At 55.3% G+C, this 18,053-nt stretch carries 19 protein-coding genes and 1 riboswitch; of the genes, 5 read left to right on the top strand and 14 right to left on the bottom strand.

Annotated elements, in window-relative coordinates; genetic code table 11:
* Positions 1-221 precede the first annotated feature (221 nt).
* From cysK to thiD, 3 genes are all read right to left on the bottom strand, one after another.
* A complete protein-coding gene (gene cysK / locus HPY90_RS00230; RefSeq protein WP_287189787.1) occupies positions 222-1,136 on the bottom strand; it encodes a cysteine synthase A in 915 nt (304 codons plus the stop codon).
* Positions 1,137-1,415: 279 nt separating this feature from the next.
* Positions 1,416-2,693, bottom strand: a complete 1,278-nt coding sequence (gene thiC, locus HPY90_RS00225) for a phosphomethylpyrimidine synthase ThiC (RefSeq protein WP_287189785.1) — start codon at positions 2,691-2,693, stop codon at positions 1,416-1,418.
* Positions 2,694-2,735: 42 nt separating this feature from the next.
* On the bottom strand, positions 2,736-4,250 hold the full coding sequence (gene thiD / locus HPY90_RS00220; protein WP_287189783.1) for a bifunctional hydroxymethylpyrimidine kinase/phosphomethylpyrimidine kinase: 1,515 nt from the start codon (positions 4,248-4,250) through the stop codon (positions 2,736-2,738).
* Between the two features lie 48 nt (positions 4,251-4,298).
* Positions 4,299-4,397, bottom strand: a riboswitch (TPP riboswitch).
* 213 nt (positions 4,398-4,610) lie between these two features.
* On the opposite strand from thiD, the gene rbr reads away from it, so the two are divergent.
* Positions 4,611-5,144 carry a rubrerythrin gene (rbr, locus tag HPY90_RS00215; protein WP_287189781.1) on the top strand — a complete coding sequence of 178 codons (534 nt, stop codon included), beginning with the start codon at positions 4,611-4,613 and terminating at the stop codon, positions 5,142-5,144.
* Positions 5,145-5,353: 209 nt separating this feature from the next.
* On the opposite strand, the gene HPY90_RS00210 is transcribed toward rbr, so the two are convergent.
* Positions 5,354-5,509 carry a Spo0E family sporulation regulatory protein-aspartic acid phosphatase gene (locus HPY90_RS00210; RefSeq protein WP_287190149.1) on the bottom strand — a complete coding sequence of 52 codons (156 nt, stop codon included), beginning with the start codon at positions 5,507-5,509 and terminating at the stop codon, positions 5,354-5,356.
* Positions 5,510-5,682: 173 nt separating this feature from the next.
* Here HPY90_RS00210 and HPY90_RS00205 point away from each other — a divergent pair, with 173 nt between their 5' ends.
* Positions 5,683-6,069 (top strand): helix-turn-helix domain-containing protein, encoded by a 387-nt coding sequence (locus HPY90_RS00205; protein ID WP_287189779.1) that lies wholly within the window; start codon positions 5,683-5,685, stop codon positions 6,067-6,069.
* Here HPY90_RS00205 and HPY90_RS00200 read toward each other — a convergent pair.
* Complete coding sequence (locus HPY90_RS00200) at positions 6,066-6,536, bottom strand: YbaK/EbsC family protein (protein WP_287190146.1); 471 nt, start codon at positions 6,534-6,536, stop codon at positions 6,066-6,068. The two genes, HPY90_RS00205 and HPY90_RS00200, sit on opposite strands and share 4 nt — an antisense overlap.
* A 122-nt stretch (positions 6,537-6,658) precedes the next feature.
* On the opposite strand from HPY90_RS00200, the gene HPY90_RS00195 reads away from it, so the two are divergent.
* Positions 6,659-7,417 carry a transposase gene (locus HPY90_RS00195; RefSeq protein WP_287189777.1) on the top strand — a complete coding sequence of 253 codons (759 nt, stop codon included), beginning with the start codon at positions 6,659-6,661 and terminating at the stop codon, positions 7,415-7,417.
* Here the strand turns inward: HPY90_RS00195 and HPY90_RS00190 are convergent.
* From HPY90_RS00190 to HPY90_RS00165, 7 genes are all read right to left on the bottom strand, one after another.
* Entirely contained in the window at positions 7,355-7,702 is a 348-nt protein-coding gene (locus HPY90_RS00190) for a hypothetical protein (protein ID WP_287189775.1), read from the bottom strand. The genes HPY90_RS00195 and HPY90_RS00190 overlap by 63 nt on opposite strands.
* A 346-nt stretch (positions 7,703-8,048) precedes the next feature.
* The gene (locus tag HPY90_RS00185) at positions 8,049-8,957 is read right to left on the bottom strand and encodes an SWIM zinc finger family protein (protein WP_287189773.1); all 909 of its coding nucleotides are present in this window, start codon (positions 8,955-8,957) and stop codon (positions 8,049-8,051) included.
* 48 nt (positions 8,958-9,005) lie between these two features.
* On the bottom strand, positions 9,006-12,170 hold the full coding sequence (locus HPY90_RS00180; RefSeq protein WP_287190145.1) for a DEAD/DEAH box helicase: 3,165 nt from the start codon (positions 12,168-12,170) through the stop codon (positions 9,006-9,008).
* Between the two features lie 166 nt (positions 12,171-12,336).
* On the bottom strand, positions 12,337-12,615 hold the full coding sequence (locus HPY90_RS16055; RefSeq protein WP_353733625.1) for a toxin-antitoxin system TumE family protein: 279 nt from the start codon (positions 12,613-12,615) through the stop codon (positions 12,337-12,339).
* 10 nt (positions 12,616-12,625) lie between these two features.
* On the bottom strand, positions 12,626-12,901 hold the full coding sequence (locus tag HPY90_RS00175; protein WP_287189771.1) for an MJ0235 family protein: 276 nt from the start codon (positions 12,899-12,901) through the stop codon (positions 12,626-12,628).
* Between the two features lie 132 nt (positions 12,902-13,033).
* A complete protein-coding gene (locus tag HPY90_RS00170; RefSeq protein WP_287189769.1) occupies positions 13,034-13,192 on the bottom strand; it encodes a hypothetical protein in 159 nt (52 codons plus the stop codon).
* Between the two features lie 58 nt (positions 13,193-13,250).
* Complete coding sequence (locus HPY90_RS00165; protein ID WP_287189767.1) at positions 13,251-13,421, bottom strand: hypothetical protein; 171 nt, start codon at positions 13,419-13,421, stop codon at positions 13,251-13,253.
* On the opposite strand from HPY90_RS00165, the gene HPY90_RS16310 reads away from it, so the two are divergent.
* Together HPY90_RS16310 and HPY90_RS00160 are read left to right on the top strand one after the other, a co-directional pair.
* The gene (locus HPY90_RS16310; RefSeq protein ID WP_502707175.1) at positions 13,359-13,502 is read left to right on the top strand and encodes a DUF8813 domain-containing protein; all 144 of its coding nucleotides are present in this window, start codon (positions 13,359-13,361) and stop codon (positions 13,500-13,502) included. The genes HPY90_RS00165 and HPY90_RS16310 overlap by 63 nt on opposite strands.
* Positions 13,503-14,228: 726 nt before the next feature.
* Complete coding sequence (locus HPY90_RS00160; RefSeq protein ID WP_287189765.1) at positions 14,229-15,389, top strand: DNA sulfur modification protein DndB; 1,161 nt, start codon at positions 14,229-14,231, stop codon at positions 15,387-15,389.
* A gap of 417 nt (positions 15,390-15,806) precedes the next feature.
* On the opposite strand, the gene murJ is transcribed toward HPY90_RS00160, so the two are convergent.
* On the bottom strand, positions 15,807-17,393 hold the full coding sequence (murJ, locus tag HPY90_RS00155; protein ID WP_287189763.1) for a murein biosynthesis integral membrane protein MurJ: 1,587 nt from the start codon (positions 17,391-17,393) through the stop codon (positions 15,807-15,809).
* Between the two features lie 80 nt (positions 17,394-17,473).
* Positions 17,474-17,896 (bottom strand): ribonuclease toxin HepT-like protein, encoded by a 423-nt coding sequence (locus HPY90_RS00150; RefSeq protein ID WP_287189761.1) that lies wholly within the window; start codon positions 17,894-17,896, stop codon positions 17,474-17,476.
* Positions 17,897-18,053: the final 157 nt, after the last annotated feature.

The raw sequence follows: 18,053 nt of genomic DNA, 5'->3' as shown, positions 1-18,053 counted from the left end.
CAGATATTCACGATGCTTGAAAAATGTCATCATAAACTGCGACTCTCCCCTTTTCGTAAGCAGATGCTACATCAGAAGAATCTATTCACAGCGAGAATATGATTCTCTATCAGAACAAAGCAACTGATTCCTAATATTAGGAAAACATCTGTGCCCTTCATTGATCATCTGTGTCCATCTGTGGCTGTTCCTTGATTTCTGCGTCAATCCGCGTCCAATCATCAATCAAAAACGCCCGTGGACAGGTAACGTTCGCCGGTGTCCGGAGCTATAGCCAGGATACGGTGACCACTGCCCAGGCGACCGGCTATTTCGAGGGCAGCCCATACCGCGGCTCCGGACGAAATCCCGACCAGCAGTCCTTCCTCGCGGGCCAGCCGCCGGGTGATCCGGTAGGCGTCCTCGTCACTCACCTGCACCACTTCATCCACCAGGCTCATGTCCAGCACCTCGGGAACAAAGCCAGGGCCAATCCCCTGGATAAGATGCAACCCAGGCTGACCCCCAGATAACACCGGCGAGTTCTTCGGCTCTACCGCAATGACCTTGAGTTCCGGCGTTCTCTCCTTGAGATAACGTGCAGTACCCGTAAGTGTCCCCCCAGTGCCGACTCCGGCCACGAAGTAATCCAGCCGTCCTTCCACCGCCTGCCAGATTTCGGGTCCGGTAGTGCGGTAGTGAATTTCCGGATTTGAGGGGTTGGCAAACTGGTTAGGCATGAACCAGCCGCGGTTTTCTCTCACCAGCTCTTCGGCTTTCCGCACCGCTCCGGCCATGCCCTGGTCCCCGGGCGTCAGTACCAGGTCGGCCCCGTAGGCTTTAAGCATCTGGCGCCGCTCGGCGCTCATGCTGTCGGGCATGACAATGACCAGGCGGTAACCCCGGGCTGCTGCTGCCACCGCCAGGCCGATGCCCGTGTTTCCGCTCGTAGGCTCAACTATCGTGCCTCCCGGCTTAATGAGCCCTTTGGCCTCGGCGTCCAGAATCATGGCAATCCCTATCCTGTCCTTGATGCTCCCTCCGGGATTGAAAAACTCTAGTTTCAAAAGCACCTCGGCCGCCTCCGGGCCAGCCAGCTTGTTCAGCCGCATGATCGGGGTTTTCCCTATCAGTTCCGTAACATTTCCTGCGATCACACACCATCTCCCTTTCTTCCCATAATCTACTGCCCGCAAACCAACATCCAGTGGTTTAGACGCTGATTAACGCAGAATATACGTACCTAACAGTCAATACAGGTGGGCCGCTTGTGCAATAACCGTGCACTGCGTCGGGTTGTGCGAATCTGAGGGTTCCGCCTTTAATTGAATATCTGCGGAAATCAGCATCAAAGCCCTTACGCGCGTAAACATCTGCGGTACTCTGCGTCTAATAAACATCAGTGTAAATCTGCGTTAATCAGTGTCTATCTGTGGCTACAAATACTTGTTTACCAAGTCGATCGCGCAGTACTCCCCACACATGGAACAGACCTCCTGGTCAAAGGGGTTACGTTCACGGCGAATCTGCCGCGCTTTCTCAGGGTCAAGCGCCAGCTCGAACTGCTTCCCCCAATCGAGTTCGCGCCGGGCCCGACCCATAGCCTCGTCGCGGGCCCAGGCTGCCTGCAGCCCCTTGGCGATGTCCGCCGCATGGGCGGCAATGCGCGAGGCCACGACCCCTTCTCTCACATCCTCACCCGTCGGCAGCCCCAGGTGCTCGGTCGGGGTGACGTAGCAGAGAAAATCGGCCCCTGCCCAAGCCGCCAGGGCCCCTCCGATAGCAGCAGCGATGTGATCATACCCCGCGGCTATGTCGGTCACGATAGGGCCGAGGACGTAAAAAGGAGCCCCGTGGCACAGCCGCTTCTGCAGCTGGATATTGGCCTGAACCTGGTTCAAAGGCACGTGTCCCGGCCCTTCCACCATAACCTGCACCCCGGCCTCGCGCGCCTTCAAGACCAACTCTCCCAGAACCATCAGTTCCTGCAGCTGGGCCCAATCGGTAGCATCTGCCAGGCACCCCGGCCGTAGCCCGTCTCCCAGGCTCAAGGTAACGTCGTGCTCGCGGCATATCTCTAACAGCCGGTCGAACTGGGCGTACAGCGGGTTCTCCTCTCCTCGGTGCAGCATCCAACCGGCCATTATCGCCCCGCCCCGGCTGACGATTCCGGCAAGGCGAGGGCGCTGCTTCAGTCCTTCGACTATTCTCCGGGTTACCCCGCAGTGCACGGTCATAAAGTCTACCCCGGCTATGGCCTGATCCTCGATGACCGCAAAAAGTTCCTCTGGCTCCATTTCTACTACCGGGCGAGACTTCTCTCTGGTCCTCACCGCCGCCTCGTACACCGGCACAGTACCCACTGGCACGTGACTGCGGCTAAGTATCTCGCGCAGGCAGATCTTAACATCCCCTCCAGTAGAGAGATCCATCACCGTATCCGCCCCCGCAGCTAAAGCTGCCTCCAGTTTTTCTACCTCAGCCTGCCAATCGGGAAACACAGGCGATGTGCCGATATTAGCATTCACTTTTGTGCGCAGGCCCAGTCCGATACCACAAGGCACCAAGCCCCGGTGGTTAGGATTGGCCGGTATAACCGCCAGCCCTCCAGCCACTCGCTGCCCCAGTACCTCAGGATGAATCCCCTCGGCCTTTGCTACCGATTCCATCTCTTGGGTTATCTTTCCCTGTCTAGCTTTTTCTAACTGCGTCACTTCAATTCCTCCAATCCTGCGTCCGTCTGCGTCTCAATTGTCTCAAATCCGCATCATCTCTATGAACCTCCGCACCTGGTCCCAGGGATCCGGGCTGTCCCAGACCGCCGAAATAACAGCAACTCCCGCTGCCCCGGCATTGAGAACTTCGCGCGCGTTTTCAGGCGTGATTCCCCCGATGGCTATCACCGGCACCGGAGAAAAGCTAGCCACTTGCCGCACCGTTTCCAGACCACAGGGAGGAGCCGCGTCCTGCTTGCTGGCCGTCGCGAATACCGGCCCCAACCCCAGGTAATCGGCTCCTGCCGCTATCGCCGCCCTGGCTTCCTCAACGGTACTCACCGATACCCCAACGATTTTGCCCGGGCCCACTATGGCTCGAGCGACCTCGGGCGGAATATCAGTCTGCCCCAAGTGCACGCCGTCAGCTCCCACGGCAACAGCCACATCTGCCCGGTCATTGACGATGAAGATCGCACCGTGTTCCCGGCAGGATCGGGCTACCCGTAGACCTACTTCTATCATCTCCCTGCTATCCTTTTCCTTTTCCCTCAGTTGAATGACTCGGGTTCCCATCCGTATGGCCTTTTCAGCCAGCTCTGCGTAGTCCTGCCCGCTACACCAAGGGCTCCCTATGATGAGATTTAAGACTGGCTCGCGTCCCGGCTCGGGCCTTTTTCTCCAATTCGCAAAAACCAGGCCGCGCAGCCGAGCCACCGTCCGGTCGGCCACTGTCCCCGGATAGAACAAAGCCGAGTGATTGACCGGCCCGGATCCTTTTCCCGGACTGTATGAATAGCGGAGCCCGGTAGTTACAAAATCCTTGGCCGCCTGGGCCGCTTCCCAAGGTTCCATCCCGTAGGCCAGAAACGAGGCCAGGGCTGCCGAATAAGTGCACCCGGTCCCGTGCGTGTTAGGAGTAGGAATATAAGGACCCTCCAGTTCTCGAAACTCCCGCCCGTCGAAGGCCAGGTCTAGACAACGTTCCCCTCGCTTTACCCCGGTAATGATCACGAACCGTGCTCCCATATCCCGTATAGCCCGGGCCGCCTGGTGCAGGTCCGCTTCCATACGGATGTTAGCCCCCCACAGGACCGACGCTTCATTCGGGTTAGGAGTTACGAGGTCCGCTGCCGGCATCATCAACTCGCGCATGGCCCGTTCCGCTTCCGGCAAGAGCAACCGGTGTCCGGTAGTGGAAACCATCACCGGATCCACAACTACATTTCTGACCCGGTGTTCCCTCAGCTTTCTAGCCACGGCCCGGATGATGCCCTCATCGTAAAGCATCCCCGTCTTGGCTGCCTCCACTTTTATATCAAGGAGCACGCTGTCCATCTGCTGTTCCACCAGAGCCGGGTCTATGCCACCCACGCCCTGAACTCCCAAGGTATTCTGAGCGGTAACCGCGGTGATCACACTCGTGCCGTAGACCCCTAAAGCCGCAAAAGTCTTGAGGTCCGCCTGTATCCCTGCACCTCCTCCCGAATCCGAACCGGCTATGGTAAGAACTTTGTGCACCTCGTCCGGTGTCATGGCCTCCACCTCTTTCCCCAAAAATAAACGAGCACTCCCCGAAGAGAGTGCGGTTGACCATCACCTGGTGATGTTCGTCCCCCGTTTCCCTCCGCTGGCATTACCCAGATCAGGTTCTAAGGGTTGGCATCATGCCTCTCAGCCTTGTCGGCACCCCCACCGGGTTAATCTCACGATGTGCTGCTGTTATTAATGATTATACCTTATAGGCTTATTTTCGCCACCGGTTTAAAGCGTCGGAAAGAAGCCACCCTCCAAAAGTTCTCGAAGCAAATTCCGGTACTGAAAATATGGACAAGGAATGTATTGGAGTCGCATTTTATAGAAATGACTGGTATGATAATGGTAGTTACAGAAACTAAGCAAAAGGAGGCGAACTGTATGGAATTGAAAGGATCGAAGACCGAAGCCAACCTCTGGGCAGCTTTTGCCGGTGAGTCCCAGGCCCGCAACAAATACACCTACTTCGCGAGCCAGGCCAAGAAAGAAGGACTGGAACAGATTGCCGGCATCTTCCTCGAAACCGCCGACAATGAAAAAGAGCACGCCAAGCGGTTGTTCAAATTCCTCGAAGGCATAGGCACTACTGCCCAAAACCTGGAGGAAGCGGCCAAAGGCGAAAACTACGAACATACCACCATGTACAAAGAGTTTGAGAAAATAGCCCGGGAAGAAGGCTTTGACGACATCGCCGATGTCTTCCGGGAAATAGCGGAAGTGGAAGAAGAGCACGAAAAGCGGTACCTGGCCCTGTTAAAGCGGCTTAAAGAAGGAACCCTGTTCCGCCGCGATGAGCCCATCCGCTGGCGCTGCCGCAACTGCGGGTATGTACACGAAGGTCCTGAGCCGCCTGAAGTCTGCCCGGCCTGCGCCCATCCCCGCGGTTACTATGAACCCGCCTGCGACAACTACTAGAAAGCGTGAAAGTGACCGGGAATTTTCCCGGTCACGCTTTTTCCTCATCGTTGACTTTCAAAAAGCAAGCCTCCGGGTAGCATCTCGCGAGATGATGAAAATTCGATTGCCCAGACGGTCGAGGGGCGTTAACCGGCCCGTTTCCAAAACTCCTTGCCTGTTTAACGCCCCTCGCCATAAGGTTTCACACATGTCCCCGAATCAGCAACCTAGTTGCTTTTGTCCTTCGATTTCAACTCCTTCCGCATGTACTCGACCACGTACTGGTCAACCTTCTGACTGAGCCTGTAAATCAGCTCCTTACGCGCGTTCATCCTGGCCGCATTATTGAGAAGTGTGCGCGCAAGTTCGATTCTTTCTTTCACGTCCAACCCTAATCCTCCCCAACTGGTATTTTGAACACGACAAGTTAGTCTCAAAGCAAGATTGTACATGAAATATATGCTTAGAGCAAATTCTATTTATGAGCTCCTTGCCTATTCAGATAGGCGCTCAAGTCCGTTAAAGTTATTTTGAGTACATTTTTGCGGAGATTGCGATGCAATTGGATTTGAAAGCTCTCGGTCGAAGAATAAGGGAACAAAGGCAGAAACTCGGGCTATCCCGCAGCCAACTGGCCGAAATCATCGGGGTTTCTGATTACTATGTCGGTCAGTTGGAGCGAGGTGAACGGGTAATGAGTCTTGCGGTGTTCATGAAGGTAGTTTTCTGTCTTCGCGTCTCTCCCGATTATTTGTTAACCGGGGCCCAAAACGACGATATCCTTTCTGTTAGCGACCCGGGCCACACGCACTACTTTGCTTCCAGCAAACCCGACCCCGAGCTCACGGAGCTCCTCGCCCGCTGTTCTTCCCAGGAACTCGAATTGATAAAAGAAATCGTCAAGCTACTCCTAGCCTACACCTCGGCTCAATCCCTGCGTTAGGCCCAGCCCCTGCACACGTCGACCCACCTCACGTTCCGCGAGTAGAGGTCGAGCTCCTCGCAGGTGAGCTCGATGGCCGAGTTGCTGCTGCCGCAGGCGGGAAAGACCGTATCAAACCGTTTGAGCGACACGTCGCAGAAAACAGGCACGTCCTGTTTCAGTCCAAACGGACAGACTCCGCCCACCGGGTGCCCGGTCAGGGCCAAGGCCTCGTCCGGGTTCAGCATGTGGGGTTTAAAGCCGAACTCCTGCTTGAATTTCTTGTTGTCTACCTTCGCATCACCCGCCGCTACTACCAGCAGAGCTCCTTCCCCGTTCTTAAAAGCCAGGGTCTTGGCAATCCGGGCCGGCTCTACTCCTACCGCCTTGGCAGCCAGCTCGACCGTAGCGCTCGAGGTGTCGAATTCCAAAATATCCTTCTCCCTATCCCACTGCCGAAGATACTCACGTACATCTTCAATCCCCATTTTTTCTACTCCTTTCCCCTTCCCTAACTCACGCAAACATTATACATCCCATCAACCACAGGGACGGTTCTTGTGGTTGATTCTAATGCCATTAGATGGTAAACTGAAACAGGGTGACTGCGATGCCGAGAACAAGCAGAAAGAAATCCGAGACGGGTATCTACCACCTCCTGCTCAGGGGCATCAACAAACAGACCATATTCGAAGAAGACCTAGACAAAAAGCGATTTCTGCAGGCACTAAAAGAATACAAGGCCAAGAGCGGATACAATCTCTACGCTTACTGCTTGATGGCCAACCACGTTCACCTGCTCGTCAAAGAAGGGCCGGAGGAGCTCGGAGTGGCCATGCGACGCATAGGAGCCAGCTACGTTTACTGGTATAACGTAAAATACGACCGGGTCGGGCACCTCTTTCAAGACAGGTACAGGAGCGAACCGGTCGAAGACGACAGGTACTTCCTGGCCGTGCTGAGGTACATTCACCAAAACCCGGTAAAAGCTGGCGTGGTCCCAGAGGTTAAAGCCTATCCATGGAGCAGCTACCACGAATACGTCAGCAAGCCCGACCTAGTCGACACAGAGTTCGTCCTCAGCCTTTTCGGTAAAAATCGAAAACAGGCCCTGTCTGATTTCCAGAGATTCCACACAGAAGACGAAACCGCCTCGTGCCTCGACGTGGAGGAGCGGCGCCGGATCAGCGATACTGAAGCCGCGAACATCATCAAAAGCGTCTGCAACATACCCCACTGTTCCGATCTGCAGAAGCTTGACCGGCAAAGCAGGAGCGATTACATCAAAATATTGAGAAAAAAAGGCTTATCCACCCGGCAAATATCTAGGCTCACAGGCCTGTGCCGAAATGTCATTGTCAAAGCATGACATCAACCACGGGGACGGTTCTTGCGGTTTATTTTTCTGGCGCATAATCAACCACAAGAACCGTCCCCGTGGTTTATTATGCCCGGTTGACTCGATAACGAGTATGGGCTTTCCGAGCGTCTTTTCCACATTTTTGAGCTTTTTTAAGACAAAAGCTAATCCCCCAGCATCGTTACGTGCCTTGATGGGCTCGCAGTAGTCCTGGCCGTCGGGCGTAACGAAACCGTAATATGAGAAATCACTGGCTACATCGACTCCCACATAAGGGCAGAGGTTGTTGGACATAAAAACACCTTCCCATTGATTAGTGAAGGAGTCCATTCCTAAAACAGGGTTTCACATCCTTGCGCGTAAAACGGGAATAATATCCCAACCAGCCCAAACGTACAAACCCCAGAAATGGAGGTAATAGTCATCGGTGAGGGCATAGGTTAAAACCAGCCCAGGGACGGTTACATCAACCTCCTTCGGTGTTAGTATTTGTATCTGGGCTGGTTAGAAATCAGCTATCTCTAATTTACAAGGGACGGTTCTTGCGGTTGATTTTTGCTCAGCCCAGGTAGATTGTAACCATCGCTTGAGTTACTAACAAAGCATAAAAATAAACCACAAGAACCGTCCCTGTGGTTTACTAGGATTTTTTAACGGGCAATAACACTGCGGCTACCAGGTCGCCGCTGCTGTCGACTACCCGTTGGTAAATCGGCTCCAGCGCTGCCGGGAAAGGCTTGTCCCCCTGCCAGAAAGGAAACGGTCCCGCCTGCCGCAGTAAAGCCACCGGCAAGACAGATCCCCCGTCTGCCGGGGCCGGTATGTCGGGTATCCCTTGGCCCTGCCAAAATAGGACGGGATCTGCCGGCAGGACCGCCTCAGCCGTCCGTGCTGATGCACCACTTTCTTCCCCCTCCTCCCCCGCCAAAGAGTCACCTTTCGGAACCGCCATGGCCTCGGTAAGAAAGGACCTAAATCGGTCGCGGTCCATGCCCCGCAGCTTAAAGATGAGGAACGGGTCGCGGTCGAACTCCTCTCCCAGCAGGTAGTAGACGGCTGCGATGTGCTTGCAAGGGTTTGACCAGTCCGGACACGAACAGTCAGTGTGCAGGTCGCGGGCCCTGGATGGAAAAAGAGAAAGGTTTGCTTTTGCAAAAACGGCCTCGATATCTTCCGGCATCTCGCCCGCCAGCAATCGGGCGGCGTAGATGGGCTGGGCGGCTAAATGCTTCGCCACCTTTTTCCATTCGGCTTCGCAAAAGGTGTGGATCTTTATTTCGACCTTGTAAGGCTTGACCCTGGACCCCTGTACCCTGGCCTCTACCTTACCGGGCTCAATCTCAACCGAAAGAACCTGGCCCCGCCGGGCGTAGCTGCGCCCGCGGCTCAGGCGGGCACCCAGCCGAAGGCTCTCCAAAACGGCGATCCACCGCCTGCTCCACCACTTTTTACCAAAAGAACCGCGCTGGGAAACCGCCTTAATGCCGCCCTGGACCTCCCGAGGCTGCGAAGGCGGATGATACCCCCCGTATCTGTTGCTTCTGCTCATCTGCGCTGCTATCCCCTTTCTAGTACAAAACGGCAGTCACAGTTTCTGTCATTCAATAACCGCGCCCGACCTCAGAGCCATCAATTCCTTCAACTCGCGGGTGGAAAGCTCAGTCAGCCAGTCTTCCCCGCTCCCTACCAGCCGTTGGGCCAGCTCCAGCTTGCCCTCAATCAGTTCATCGATCTTTTCCTCGATGGTTCCCTGACAAATGAATTTGTAAACCTGTACCTTTTGTGTCTGCCCGATGCGGAAGGCCCGATCGGTAGCCTGGTTCTCTACCGCCGGGTTCCACCAGCGGTCAAAGTGAAAGACGTGATTGGCCCCGGTCAGGTTAAGCCCGGTCCCCCCGGCTTTCAAGGTGAGAATGAAAAACGGCACCATCCGCTCGCTCTGAAACAGCTCAACCATGCGGTCGCGCTCCTTTTTGGGCACTCCTCCGTGCAGAAAAAGTACAGGTCGGCCAAACGTTTCTACCAGGTATTTCTGCAGCAAGGCTCCCATTTCCGCAAACTGAGTAAAGATGAGCGCCTTTTCCCCCTCTGCCAGTATCTCTTCTGCCATCTCGGTCAGGCGAATCAGCTTGCCCGAACGGTCAGGCAGGTCCGAGTTATCCTTGAGAAAGTGGGCCGGGTGGTTGCAGATCTGTTTTAGCTTGGACAGGGCAGCCAGAATCAACCCTTTCCGCTCAATACCGTCCGCTCGGTCCAATGCCTCCTCAATCTCCCGTACCACCGCCGCGTAGAGGGAAGCCTGCTCCCGGGTTAAGGGGCAAAAAACTTTCACCTCCATTTTATCGGGGAGATCGGAAATGACGTTTCGATCAGTCTTCAACCGCCGCAGTATAAAGGGCCCCGTCAACCGCTTCAAAGCCTGGGTAGCCTCTGGGTCCCGATTCACCTGGACAGGTACCAAAAACGTGCGCTTGAAGCGGGCCTGGCTTCCCAGCAACCCGGGATTCAGGAACTCCATCAAAGACCAGAGGTCTCCGACGTTGTTCTCCACCGGGGTCCCGGTCAGAGCGATGCGAAAGCCGGCGGGTAAGGCTCTGGCTGCGCGCGCCTGTCGGGTTTCTGGATTCTTTATGTTCTGGGCCTCGTCCAGGATCACACCGTCCCATTCCACCTGTTGAAACAAATCTCCCTCGCGGGCGAGCAGGGCGTAGCTAGTAACGACCATGGCATGGCTCCCGGCCGCTTTGGTGAAACGGCTTCCCCGCTTCCTCTCCGGCCCGTGGTGCACAAGAACAGCAAGGTCAGGAGTAAAGCGGGCCGCTTCCTTTTCCCAGTTGGCGATAACCGAGGTAGGACACACCAGAAGCACCGGCCTCCTCATGCCCTCTTCGTACCGGCGCTGAATCAGAGCCAGGGTCTGCACCGTCTTCCCCAGTCCCATGTCGTCGGCCAGACAAGCCCCGAGCCCCAGGCGGCTGAGAAACTCAAGCCAGGCGTACCCGCGTATCTGGTACGGGCGGAGCTTCCCTCTAAGACCCGGGGGCGGTTCGATTTCCTCGTAAGGTTCATCACCCTGAAGCCGGGCCAACACCTCCCCTACCCAGCCCGACGCATTCAGGCCGGCCAGCGGAAGGCTTTGAGGGGAGTTGACTGCGCCCAGAGCCAGGCGCACCGCATCCCCGACCGTGAGCTCCTTCTCCTCCATGCGCCGCCAGAATTCCACCGCCTCTTTCAACTTGACCGGGTCCGCTTCCACCCACCGCCCTCTCAGCTTGACCAGCGGCGACTTGAGGCGGGCCAATTCTTCCAGTTCCTGGCGAGAGATGACCTCGTCCCCCAGAGCCGCCTCCCATTCGAAGGCGATCACCTGCTCCAGGCCCAGCCGGGAACCGGAAGTGAAAGCCGGACTCTTTATCTTCCCCCGCACCGCCAGACGAGCCGTCACGTCCCTTTCCTGCCACCAGGACGGGAGCATAACACCGAATCCGGCTTGACTTAAAAGCGGTGCCTGTACGGTCAGAAACTCGTAAGCCTCGCTGCTGTTCAGGCTGAACCCGCTCGGGGCTGGGTTCCGAAGGCTGGCCTCTATGCGCGGCGACAGACCAGCCGCCTGTCCCAGAGCCGCAAGTAAGAACTCGGTCGCCGCACCCCAATCTATCCCCCGGGACAGCTTTGTTTTGCCCCTTCTGCTCCCCCAAACCTGGGCTACTGGAACCAGCAGGCTGAGGTCATCGCGGGCCTGCAGCAGGTAGCTGACCCTCCACTGTTCATCCCCCTTCCTCGTCTTACGGGTTCTTGCCGCCGAAGTCCGTTCACTACTGCTCTCATTATCATCACCGGCATCCGGCTCCTCCAAACGGAAACACAACCGAAACGGAGCAGTAGCCAGAGTATCTATCTTGCGCCGCCACTCATTCACCTGCCAGGCCAAACGCTCTGCTTCATGAGGTGCAACCTCCAGGCAGCCGTCGGGCGAAGCCAAAGACTTGAGCCACTGGTCGTGAAGACGGGCCCCGTCCTCGTTGGTTTTCTTCCGCCGCCCGCTCTTCTCAGACGATTGGTGCAAAACAGCCGCCTGCCTCCGGGCCATGGCATCCAACATAACCCGGATAAATTCATGGACAGCCGCCTTTGCTCCGTTCTGGGGCGGGACAGCATCTGCCGTCAGGCAAAAGCAAGCCCCCGGCAGCCCCCCGGCCAGGCAGTTCAAGTTCCTCAGGTCCTCATCGGCAAACACCGGATCCCAGACGGCGAAAAATCTGCTACCCTCTGGCTTGATCCCCGGCAGAAACCGCCCCCGGGCCGCCAGGGAAACCGCTACCCTGAAGGCCTGTATCCAGTACCCGATATCGCTCCCGACCACCACTCCGCGCACCGGTGCCGAGATCACCGAGGCAGCGACCAGCAAATCCTGTGCTTCCAGCACCGTCATTTCCAGAGCCGATACCGTCCAGGGCTTTATTTCAGCATCGGCACCGCTGCCGGCCGACCCCGAGATCAGGAGACTCGAAGCTACAGGTCCCTCAGGAATCGAAGGCAGCCAGGCCACCAGGTTCCTGCTGGCGGATTCCCCTCCCCGGAACTCGACTCCCAGCATTTGCAAAGCTTCCCGCAGCCGTTCCGGCGGCGCGTCGAAAGGTGAACGGGGTGGAACGCCTCTCGGGGCTCGGCCCCGGCGGCGCCCCAGCTTCCCGCTCTCCCCCGGCACTTCCCCCCAAACATACATCCTGCCGCCGATTATTCCCAAGTGAAGTACGATCATCAAAAAACACCACCTAAACCACAGGGACGGTTCTTCTGGTTTACTTCTGGGCAAAATAAGGCGCCGGAACCGTCCCCCCGGCTTCGTAGCAAAAATGGGCCCGCCAAAACCATGCCCGGGTCATATTCAAAGGTCGGCCATCGCTTCGCATCAACATCTCAATGGTCTATAGGACGTCCTTCAAGGTTATCTCGGTTGACGGAACTACCCTATCTCCTATATGTTTATGGTTCGGATATGTCTCGATGCCCTTATGATGAGGCGCGTTATCCCACCGCATGATGAGCACTCCATCTTTGTCTTGCCAATGATAGGAGTACGAATAATCCTCCTCCGCCACATACTGCCTAACAGAGAGGATCGTATTATTACGTAGACTAACACAAATCCTCACATAATAGAAATCCGGCCCCTGCCGGAAATCTTGGATCTCGTGTGAATGCATAGCCTGGGACTCATTCAGTAATTCTAATATCTCGAGCACCATCAATTTCTCCTATTGTTTTTCTAAGCCCTTCTAGGCTGCGCTGGTAAGCCTTCCATTCAAGATAATCATCCCATTTTTCATAATGTTCTTCTTCTTGTTTTACACGTGCCTCAAATTCTTCAAAGCCGCATCCATATTTTTGCTCGAAAAACCTTATGTGTTCCTTTACCAGAGCTATTTCGGATATAAGCTTCAACTTCTGATATTGTTTTTTTTCACTTTTCGATACTTCGATCGCTCCCACGCTGCCACCTCTTTTTCCCATGCCATCGATCCATACTTTACTTTGTATTATATCATCTGCGGCATTCTTAAGCATTTGGTGTTCTACAAATCCGTTATAACTGCAATAATCAAGAACGCTTACCGAACAAACCTACTCAGTTCCCCCGCTTATCTGCATAATGGCATCAACCTCCTTTTTATCCATTTTGCCCAACTCCCGGTAAAGTCGTTCTTCTTCCTGGCGGTCTAGCTTCAGGTAGCTCTCGAAAAAAGCAACCAACAGCTCCCTTCGCGCCAGGACATAAACCACAGGGACGGTTCTTGCGGTTTACTTCTTTGATAGAAAATAAACCACAAGAACCGTCCCCCTAGTTGTAGTTGTAGTTGTATCGTATGGCAAAAATCAACCGCAAGAACCGTCCCCGTGGTACTCTTTCTATGACGGCGGGAACTTCTATGCGAATCAGAACCTGCGGGTGGGGCGGTATTTCGGGCAGGCAGTTGTGGCCGCGGTTAAAGAAGGGAAATTGCTGTACCACGATGCTTACCAGCTAACAGGGCTTTACGGGAAAACCTTTGAACGATTCGCAGAGTCGCTACAATTGGGAGAGAGACTATGACACGGGAACCTCGTTACGTATTAGATTCCGACGTGTTTATTCAGGCGTCGCGTTCTTAATGCGTTCGATGTAGTCCCGTCCTTTTGGGAAGCGTTAACGGCTCGGGGTGAGGTTGGTTGGATTTGAGACACCGTGATCGTGACAAAGAGCCAAACGGTGGGATTTTATGAGTCATAAGAAGGCGTCCTTGATAGGGTGAGCGAACAGGCGGAGGTCGTCGATGTTGTTTTGGACCATGATGCTCACCCGTCGGTAAGTTATTGCTGCAAGCACTTACTAGGTTTACAATGGTCTTGGGAACAAACTACATAGAGGGTGTAGCATGGAAGAAGATACATGCCAGCCGAGTTGAGATTGTGTTTAGCCCAAGCCTGAGCCTTTCCTAAAACGGAAAGTCCAGCTTTTACTATTCCAGGATTCAAACTGAGTTCGTCATCATTGTGCGTTTGACCCTTTGTCTTTGTCAATGATTCCCCTAAGTGTCTGCAAGCTGGGCTTGCGTAGGCACGTTGTCCCACCGCATGATGAGCGCTTCATAGGCCGCACAAGCCCCCGCTTCCGACCCACAGCTACCTTTGTCTTGCCAATAACAGAAGCTAAGAACGGTATTGTCCCCCGTGGTACCGGTAACTTCCCCGAGTCGGATTGACTTGTGGTCTGATTTTAAATATACTTGCATTAGATATATTTCTTGCAATACTTTCTGATAGAAAGAGAGGATAGTTTATGCTTCGCATTCCGGCTTTGCGGGGAGAAATGGGGGGCATCCAGTACTACCTCACCGTGTGGGGACTGGGAGAGGCCGCCCGCAACATAACCTATTCCGAAGAACTGGAAAAACGGCAAGAAGCTGAGATACCGGCCGACCTCCGGGCCCAGCGCAAGATCAACTGGCCCCGCGTGCGTCGGGAGGTAGTGCCTTACCTCCTACAAGTGCCGGACCATTTCTTCAGCTCTCTCACCGTGGAAGTGGTATACCCTGCCCATGCCAAATCCGAAATAACCTTTGAACCGGTGAACGGGGAATGGGGTTACGTTATCCTGGACGGCACCGAGGAACTGCGTACTTTAGACGGGCAACACCGGTTGGTAGCCATCAAAGAAGCGCTGAAGGAGAGCCCGGGCCTTGCAGCCGAAAAGATATCGGTCATCCTCGTCCCCCATCGCGGGCTGAAGAAGTCCCAGCAACTGTTCAGCGACCTCAACCGCAACGCGAAACCTACTACCAAAACCTTGAACATCCTCTTCGAGTGGCGCGGTCTATTTGAACAGGCCGCCAAAGAAGCCATGAATCGCTCGTCACTGCTCGCCAGCCGGGTGGAACTCGAGCACAATTCCCTAGCCCAAAAATCGAAAAAAATAATCACTTTAGGAGTTCTTTACGAAATGAGCAAAGAAATCCTCAAAGACCGCAACGGCTACTACGATTCGGAAATGGCCGATATTCCTCCCGAACTCGTTTCCCGGGCCGCCGGTGAGCTGGTGCAGGTCTTCGACGAGGTCCTGCTTCCTTCGCTGCCCGAGATCGAGAAAGTGGTAGCGGGAAAGATGATGCCATTCGAACACCGCTCCCGCTACATCGCCATGCACAGCGTGGGCTGGCAGGCGTTGGCAGGAGCCATCCGGGCCGCCATCGAGCAGCGTCCCCAGGATTGGAAGCAGCTGTGCCGGGAAAAATTCAGCCGCCTCGACTGGGGCCTTAGCAACCCGGCCTGGGAAGGATCGGCCATGGCGGGCGGGCTGGTCGCCAACCGCGCTCCCGCCATCCGCTATCTCGTAGCCCAGCTCAAGGAATACTTGGGACTGGAGCTAACCCCAGCCGAGACCGAGTACTTCACCACCCGTAAGCCGTTCCCGATAAGGAAACTGAAGGAAATCGGCAGCTGAGCAAGCCCATCCCCTGCCGCGCCGCATGACTGCGCTGAATACCCTTTCTACGCGCGGCTGTTTGCAAACGGCAGAGTACTCATCACTACGGTACAAATATGGAAAAGGACAAACGATATCGCGTAGACTTTGAAGTAAAGAGCCGCCGCCAGTATTTTGACATGCAGCATTTCTACCGTTTGCAGAAAGCGGCTCTATTTAAAAAGTTGGGTAAGTACGATGGTTGATCAAATGCTTGTCGAAGAAAAGCTAAAACTCCTGGCCGAGTACATTTCGGATTTATGAAATAATATCGATGATCTTCGCCTCTTCGCCTGCTTAATCAAGGATGCCTTCTTATGACCTATCAACAGACCGCAGCCTCCGAAGATCACCCGCAACCTATTCCATGACACGTCGCCTTACTGTATGTCCCGCTTAATTCACCGATCCCGTGCTTGGCCTTCGCTGAAGTAACCCCACGCCCTTGTCCACCAAGGCCACAAACTCCCTCACTCTCAAAAACCAGGCCGCTACCCCGAACACGAAAAGCCCGGCACTTCCGGCCACCGTCACCCGGATGAAAGCCCCTACCGTGCCCTTACCGACTATGCCCGCCAGCACCGCATCACAGGCCGAGGCGGCAAGGCCACAAACAGCGGCGGCCACGACCGTCAGGCCAACGTCACGGCCGATGCCCGAAAACGACACTTGACCGCCACTCGCCCGACTCAACCGCCAGCCCAGCTGGAAGATGTTGAACGTAGCCGCCAGCGAATTAGCCAAGGCCAGCCCCGCGTGCTTCAAGGGATGAATTAATATAAGGCTTAATACCAGGTTCAGCCCGATGGCCACCACCCCGCACTTCAGAGGCGTTACCGAGTCCTGCCGGGCGTAGAATCCGCGCGTCATGAGCGGATTAACGCACTGCCCCACCAGGCCGATGGCAAACATAGCCAGGGCCAAGGTAGTCATGGCCGCCGCCCGCTCGTCGAAAGCCCCGCGCATAAACAGTAGCTCCACCGTCGGCCGGGCCAAAACTAAGACCAGGACCGCCAAGGGCAAGGTGGTGACGACAATTAGGCTCACCCCTCGGGTCAAAGCCCGGGCAAAATCCTCCTCCGACTCCGCCACCGCCCTCTCCGCCAGGGCCGGAAAAATGGCGGTAGCCAGGGGAACCGCCAGCATCCCCTGGGGAAGCATCGCCACCTTCTGGGCATAGTTCAGGGCCGTGATGCTCCCTTCCGGCAGGCCCGAAGCCAGTATCCTGTCTATTATGAGGTAGATCTGTCCCAGCCCGGAACTGATCAAGACCGGCACCAGCATCTGCCAGGCCTCGACCATGCCCGGGTGTCTCAGGTCCCATACCGGCCGGTAGCGGAATCCCACCCCGCGCATGTACGGGACCTGCAGCAAAAAAGCGGCCGCATAGCCTGAAAGAACCCCCCAGGCCGCGGCCACGATGCCGTACTTCATGCCCAGGACCAACCCGCCGATCACCAAAACGTTGGTCAGGACCGAGGAAAAAGCGGGTGGGCCGAAAATCCCGTTGGCGTTGAGAAGTCCGTAGTATATGTTCCCCAAAGCCAGGAAAATTACGCTGGGCAGTACTATCCTGGTCAGCGAAGCAGCAAGAACCGCCGTTTCCTCAGGCAGCCCCGGGGTGATGATCCACACCAGCTGCCGGGCTAGCGGCTCCCCAACCAGGGTAAACCCGGTCAAAACCACCAAAAGAAAGGTAATCATAGCCGAAAACAGCCGCCAGGCTTCATCCTCTCCCCAGCGACTGCGAAAAGAAGTAAAAAGGGGCACCGCTCCCGCTGCCAATGCCCCTCCCAGGACAGCAAAAATAATGCCGGGAATGGTCAAGGCCACGAGATAAGCGTCGGTAGCTGCTCCCGCCCCGAAGCCGTAGGCCAAAACCATCTCCCGAATAAACCCCAGAATCTTAGATAATCCCGTAAATATTACGATCACTGCCGCAGCCCTGGCCACGGTTCCTGCTGTGTTGTTAATCGTACCCATCCCTCTTCACCTGACACACATCTTACCACAAACGAAGCCAAACGGTAATATCGGTAAATGTTACACGCCGCCCGTCATTTTCATTGTAAAAGGATTTCGTCCATCTGCTTGAAAAAGGAGACAATGTCCTTTTTAACCGCGGCAGATATTGAGGGTAAGCTGGTAAGAACCGCTTGCTCCTTGGCCGGATCCAAATTGAAGCCATACAAATTGCGAAAAACATGCCTGAATCCCCTTAATTCATTGAGTTTGGCCATCGTACGCTTGCTTATCACCGCCACCCGGACTCCCGGTATGTTCAAGGACATTTCCTCCAGCAGTTCCTTGTGCCACTGCGACCCGCCCGGTATACCCTCTCCGAAGCTGCGGGCAATGTGCATGAAAACCCGCTCTAAACAACAGTAGTAATCATGCAGATACGACCCAAGTACACGGCACGATATTTCATCATCCAACGGCAGGCCGTTGATGTTATCGGTCGCTATCCTGGGAAAAACTTTCAATTTCTTAAGAGACGACTCCAGCCGCTTGATATTTTAACTATTTTGGGGTTATCGCCGCGAGATCTGATCGAGACCTGATATCGTTATCAATTACCTGAACAATGAGACCCAAGGAAACCGGCGGTTTCTCGTCTGCGGCGGGCCGCCTTTTTTCCGG

The sequence above is a fragment of the Syntrophothermus sp. genome (assembly GCF_013314835.1).
GTDB lineage: Bacteria > Bacillota > Syntrophomonadia > Syntrophomonadales > Syntrophothermaceae > Syntrophothermus > Syntrophothermus lipocalidus.
Note: the sequence above shows the minus strand (reverse complement) of the source record. Positions and strands in the feature narration are given on the sequence as shown.

Bases quoted from the DNA above. Each gene is read 5' to 3' on its own strand.
- rbr (WP_287189781.1), top strand. From the start codon at position 4,611: ATGGAATTGAAAGGATCGAAGACCGAAGCCAACCTCTGGGCAGCTTTT.
- HPY90_RS00205 (WP_287189779.1), top strand. From the start codon at position 5,683: ATGCAATTGGATTTGAAAGCTCTCGGTCGAAGAATAAGGGAACAAAGG.
- HPY90_RS00200 (WP_287190146.1), bottom strand. From the start codon at position 6,536: ATGGGGATTGAAGATGTACGTGAGTATCTTCGGCAGTGGGATAGGGAG.
- HPY90_RS00195 (WP_287189777.1), top strand. From the start codon at position 6,659: ATGCCGAGAACAAGCAGAAAGAAATCCGAGACGGGTATCTACCACCTC.
- HPY90_RS00190 (WP_287189775.1), bottom strand. From the start codon at position 7,702: ATGTCCAACAACCTCTGCCCTTATGTGGGAGTCGATGTAGCCAGTGAT.
- HPY90_RS00185 (WP_287189773.1), bottom strand. From the start codon at position 8,957: ATGAGCAGAAGCAACAGATACGGGGGGTATCATCCGCCTTCGCAGCCT.
- HPY90_RS00180 (WP_287190145.1), bottom strand. From the start codon at position 12,170: ATGATCGTACTTCACTTGGGAATAATCGGCGGCAGGATGTATGTTTGG.
- HPY90_RS16055 (WP_353733625.1), bottom strand. From the start codon at position 12,615: ATGCATTCACACGAGATCCAAGATTTCCGGCAGGGGCCGGATTTCTAT.
- HPY90_RS00160 (WP_287189765.1), top strand. From the start codon at position 14,229: ATGCTTCGCATTCCGGCTTTGCGGGGAGAAATGGGGGGCATCCAGTAC.
- murJ (WP_287189763.1), bottom strand. From the start codon at position 17,393: ATGGGTACGATTAACAACACAGCAGGAACCGTGGCCAGGGCTGCGGCA.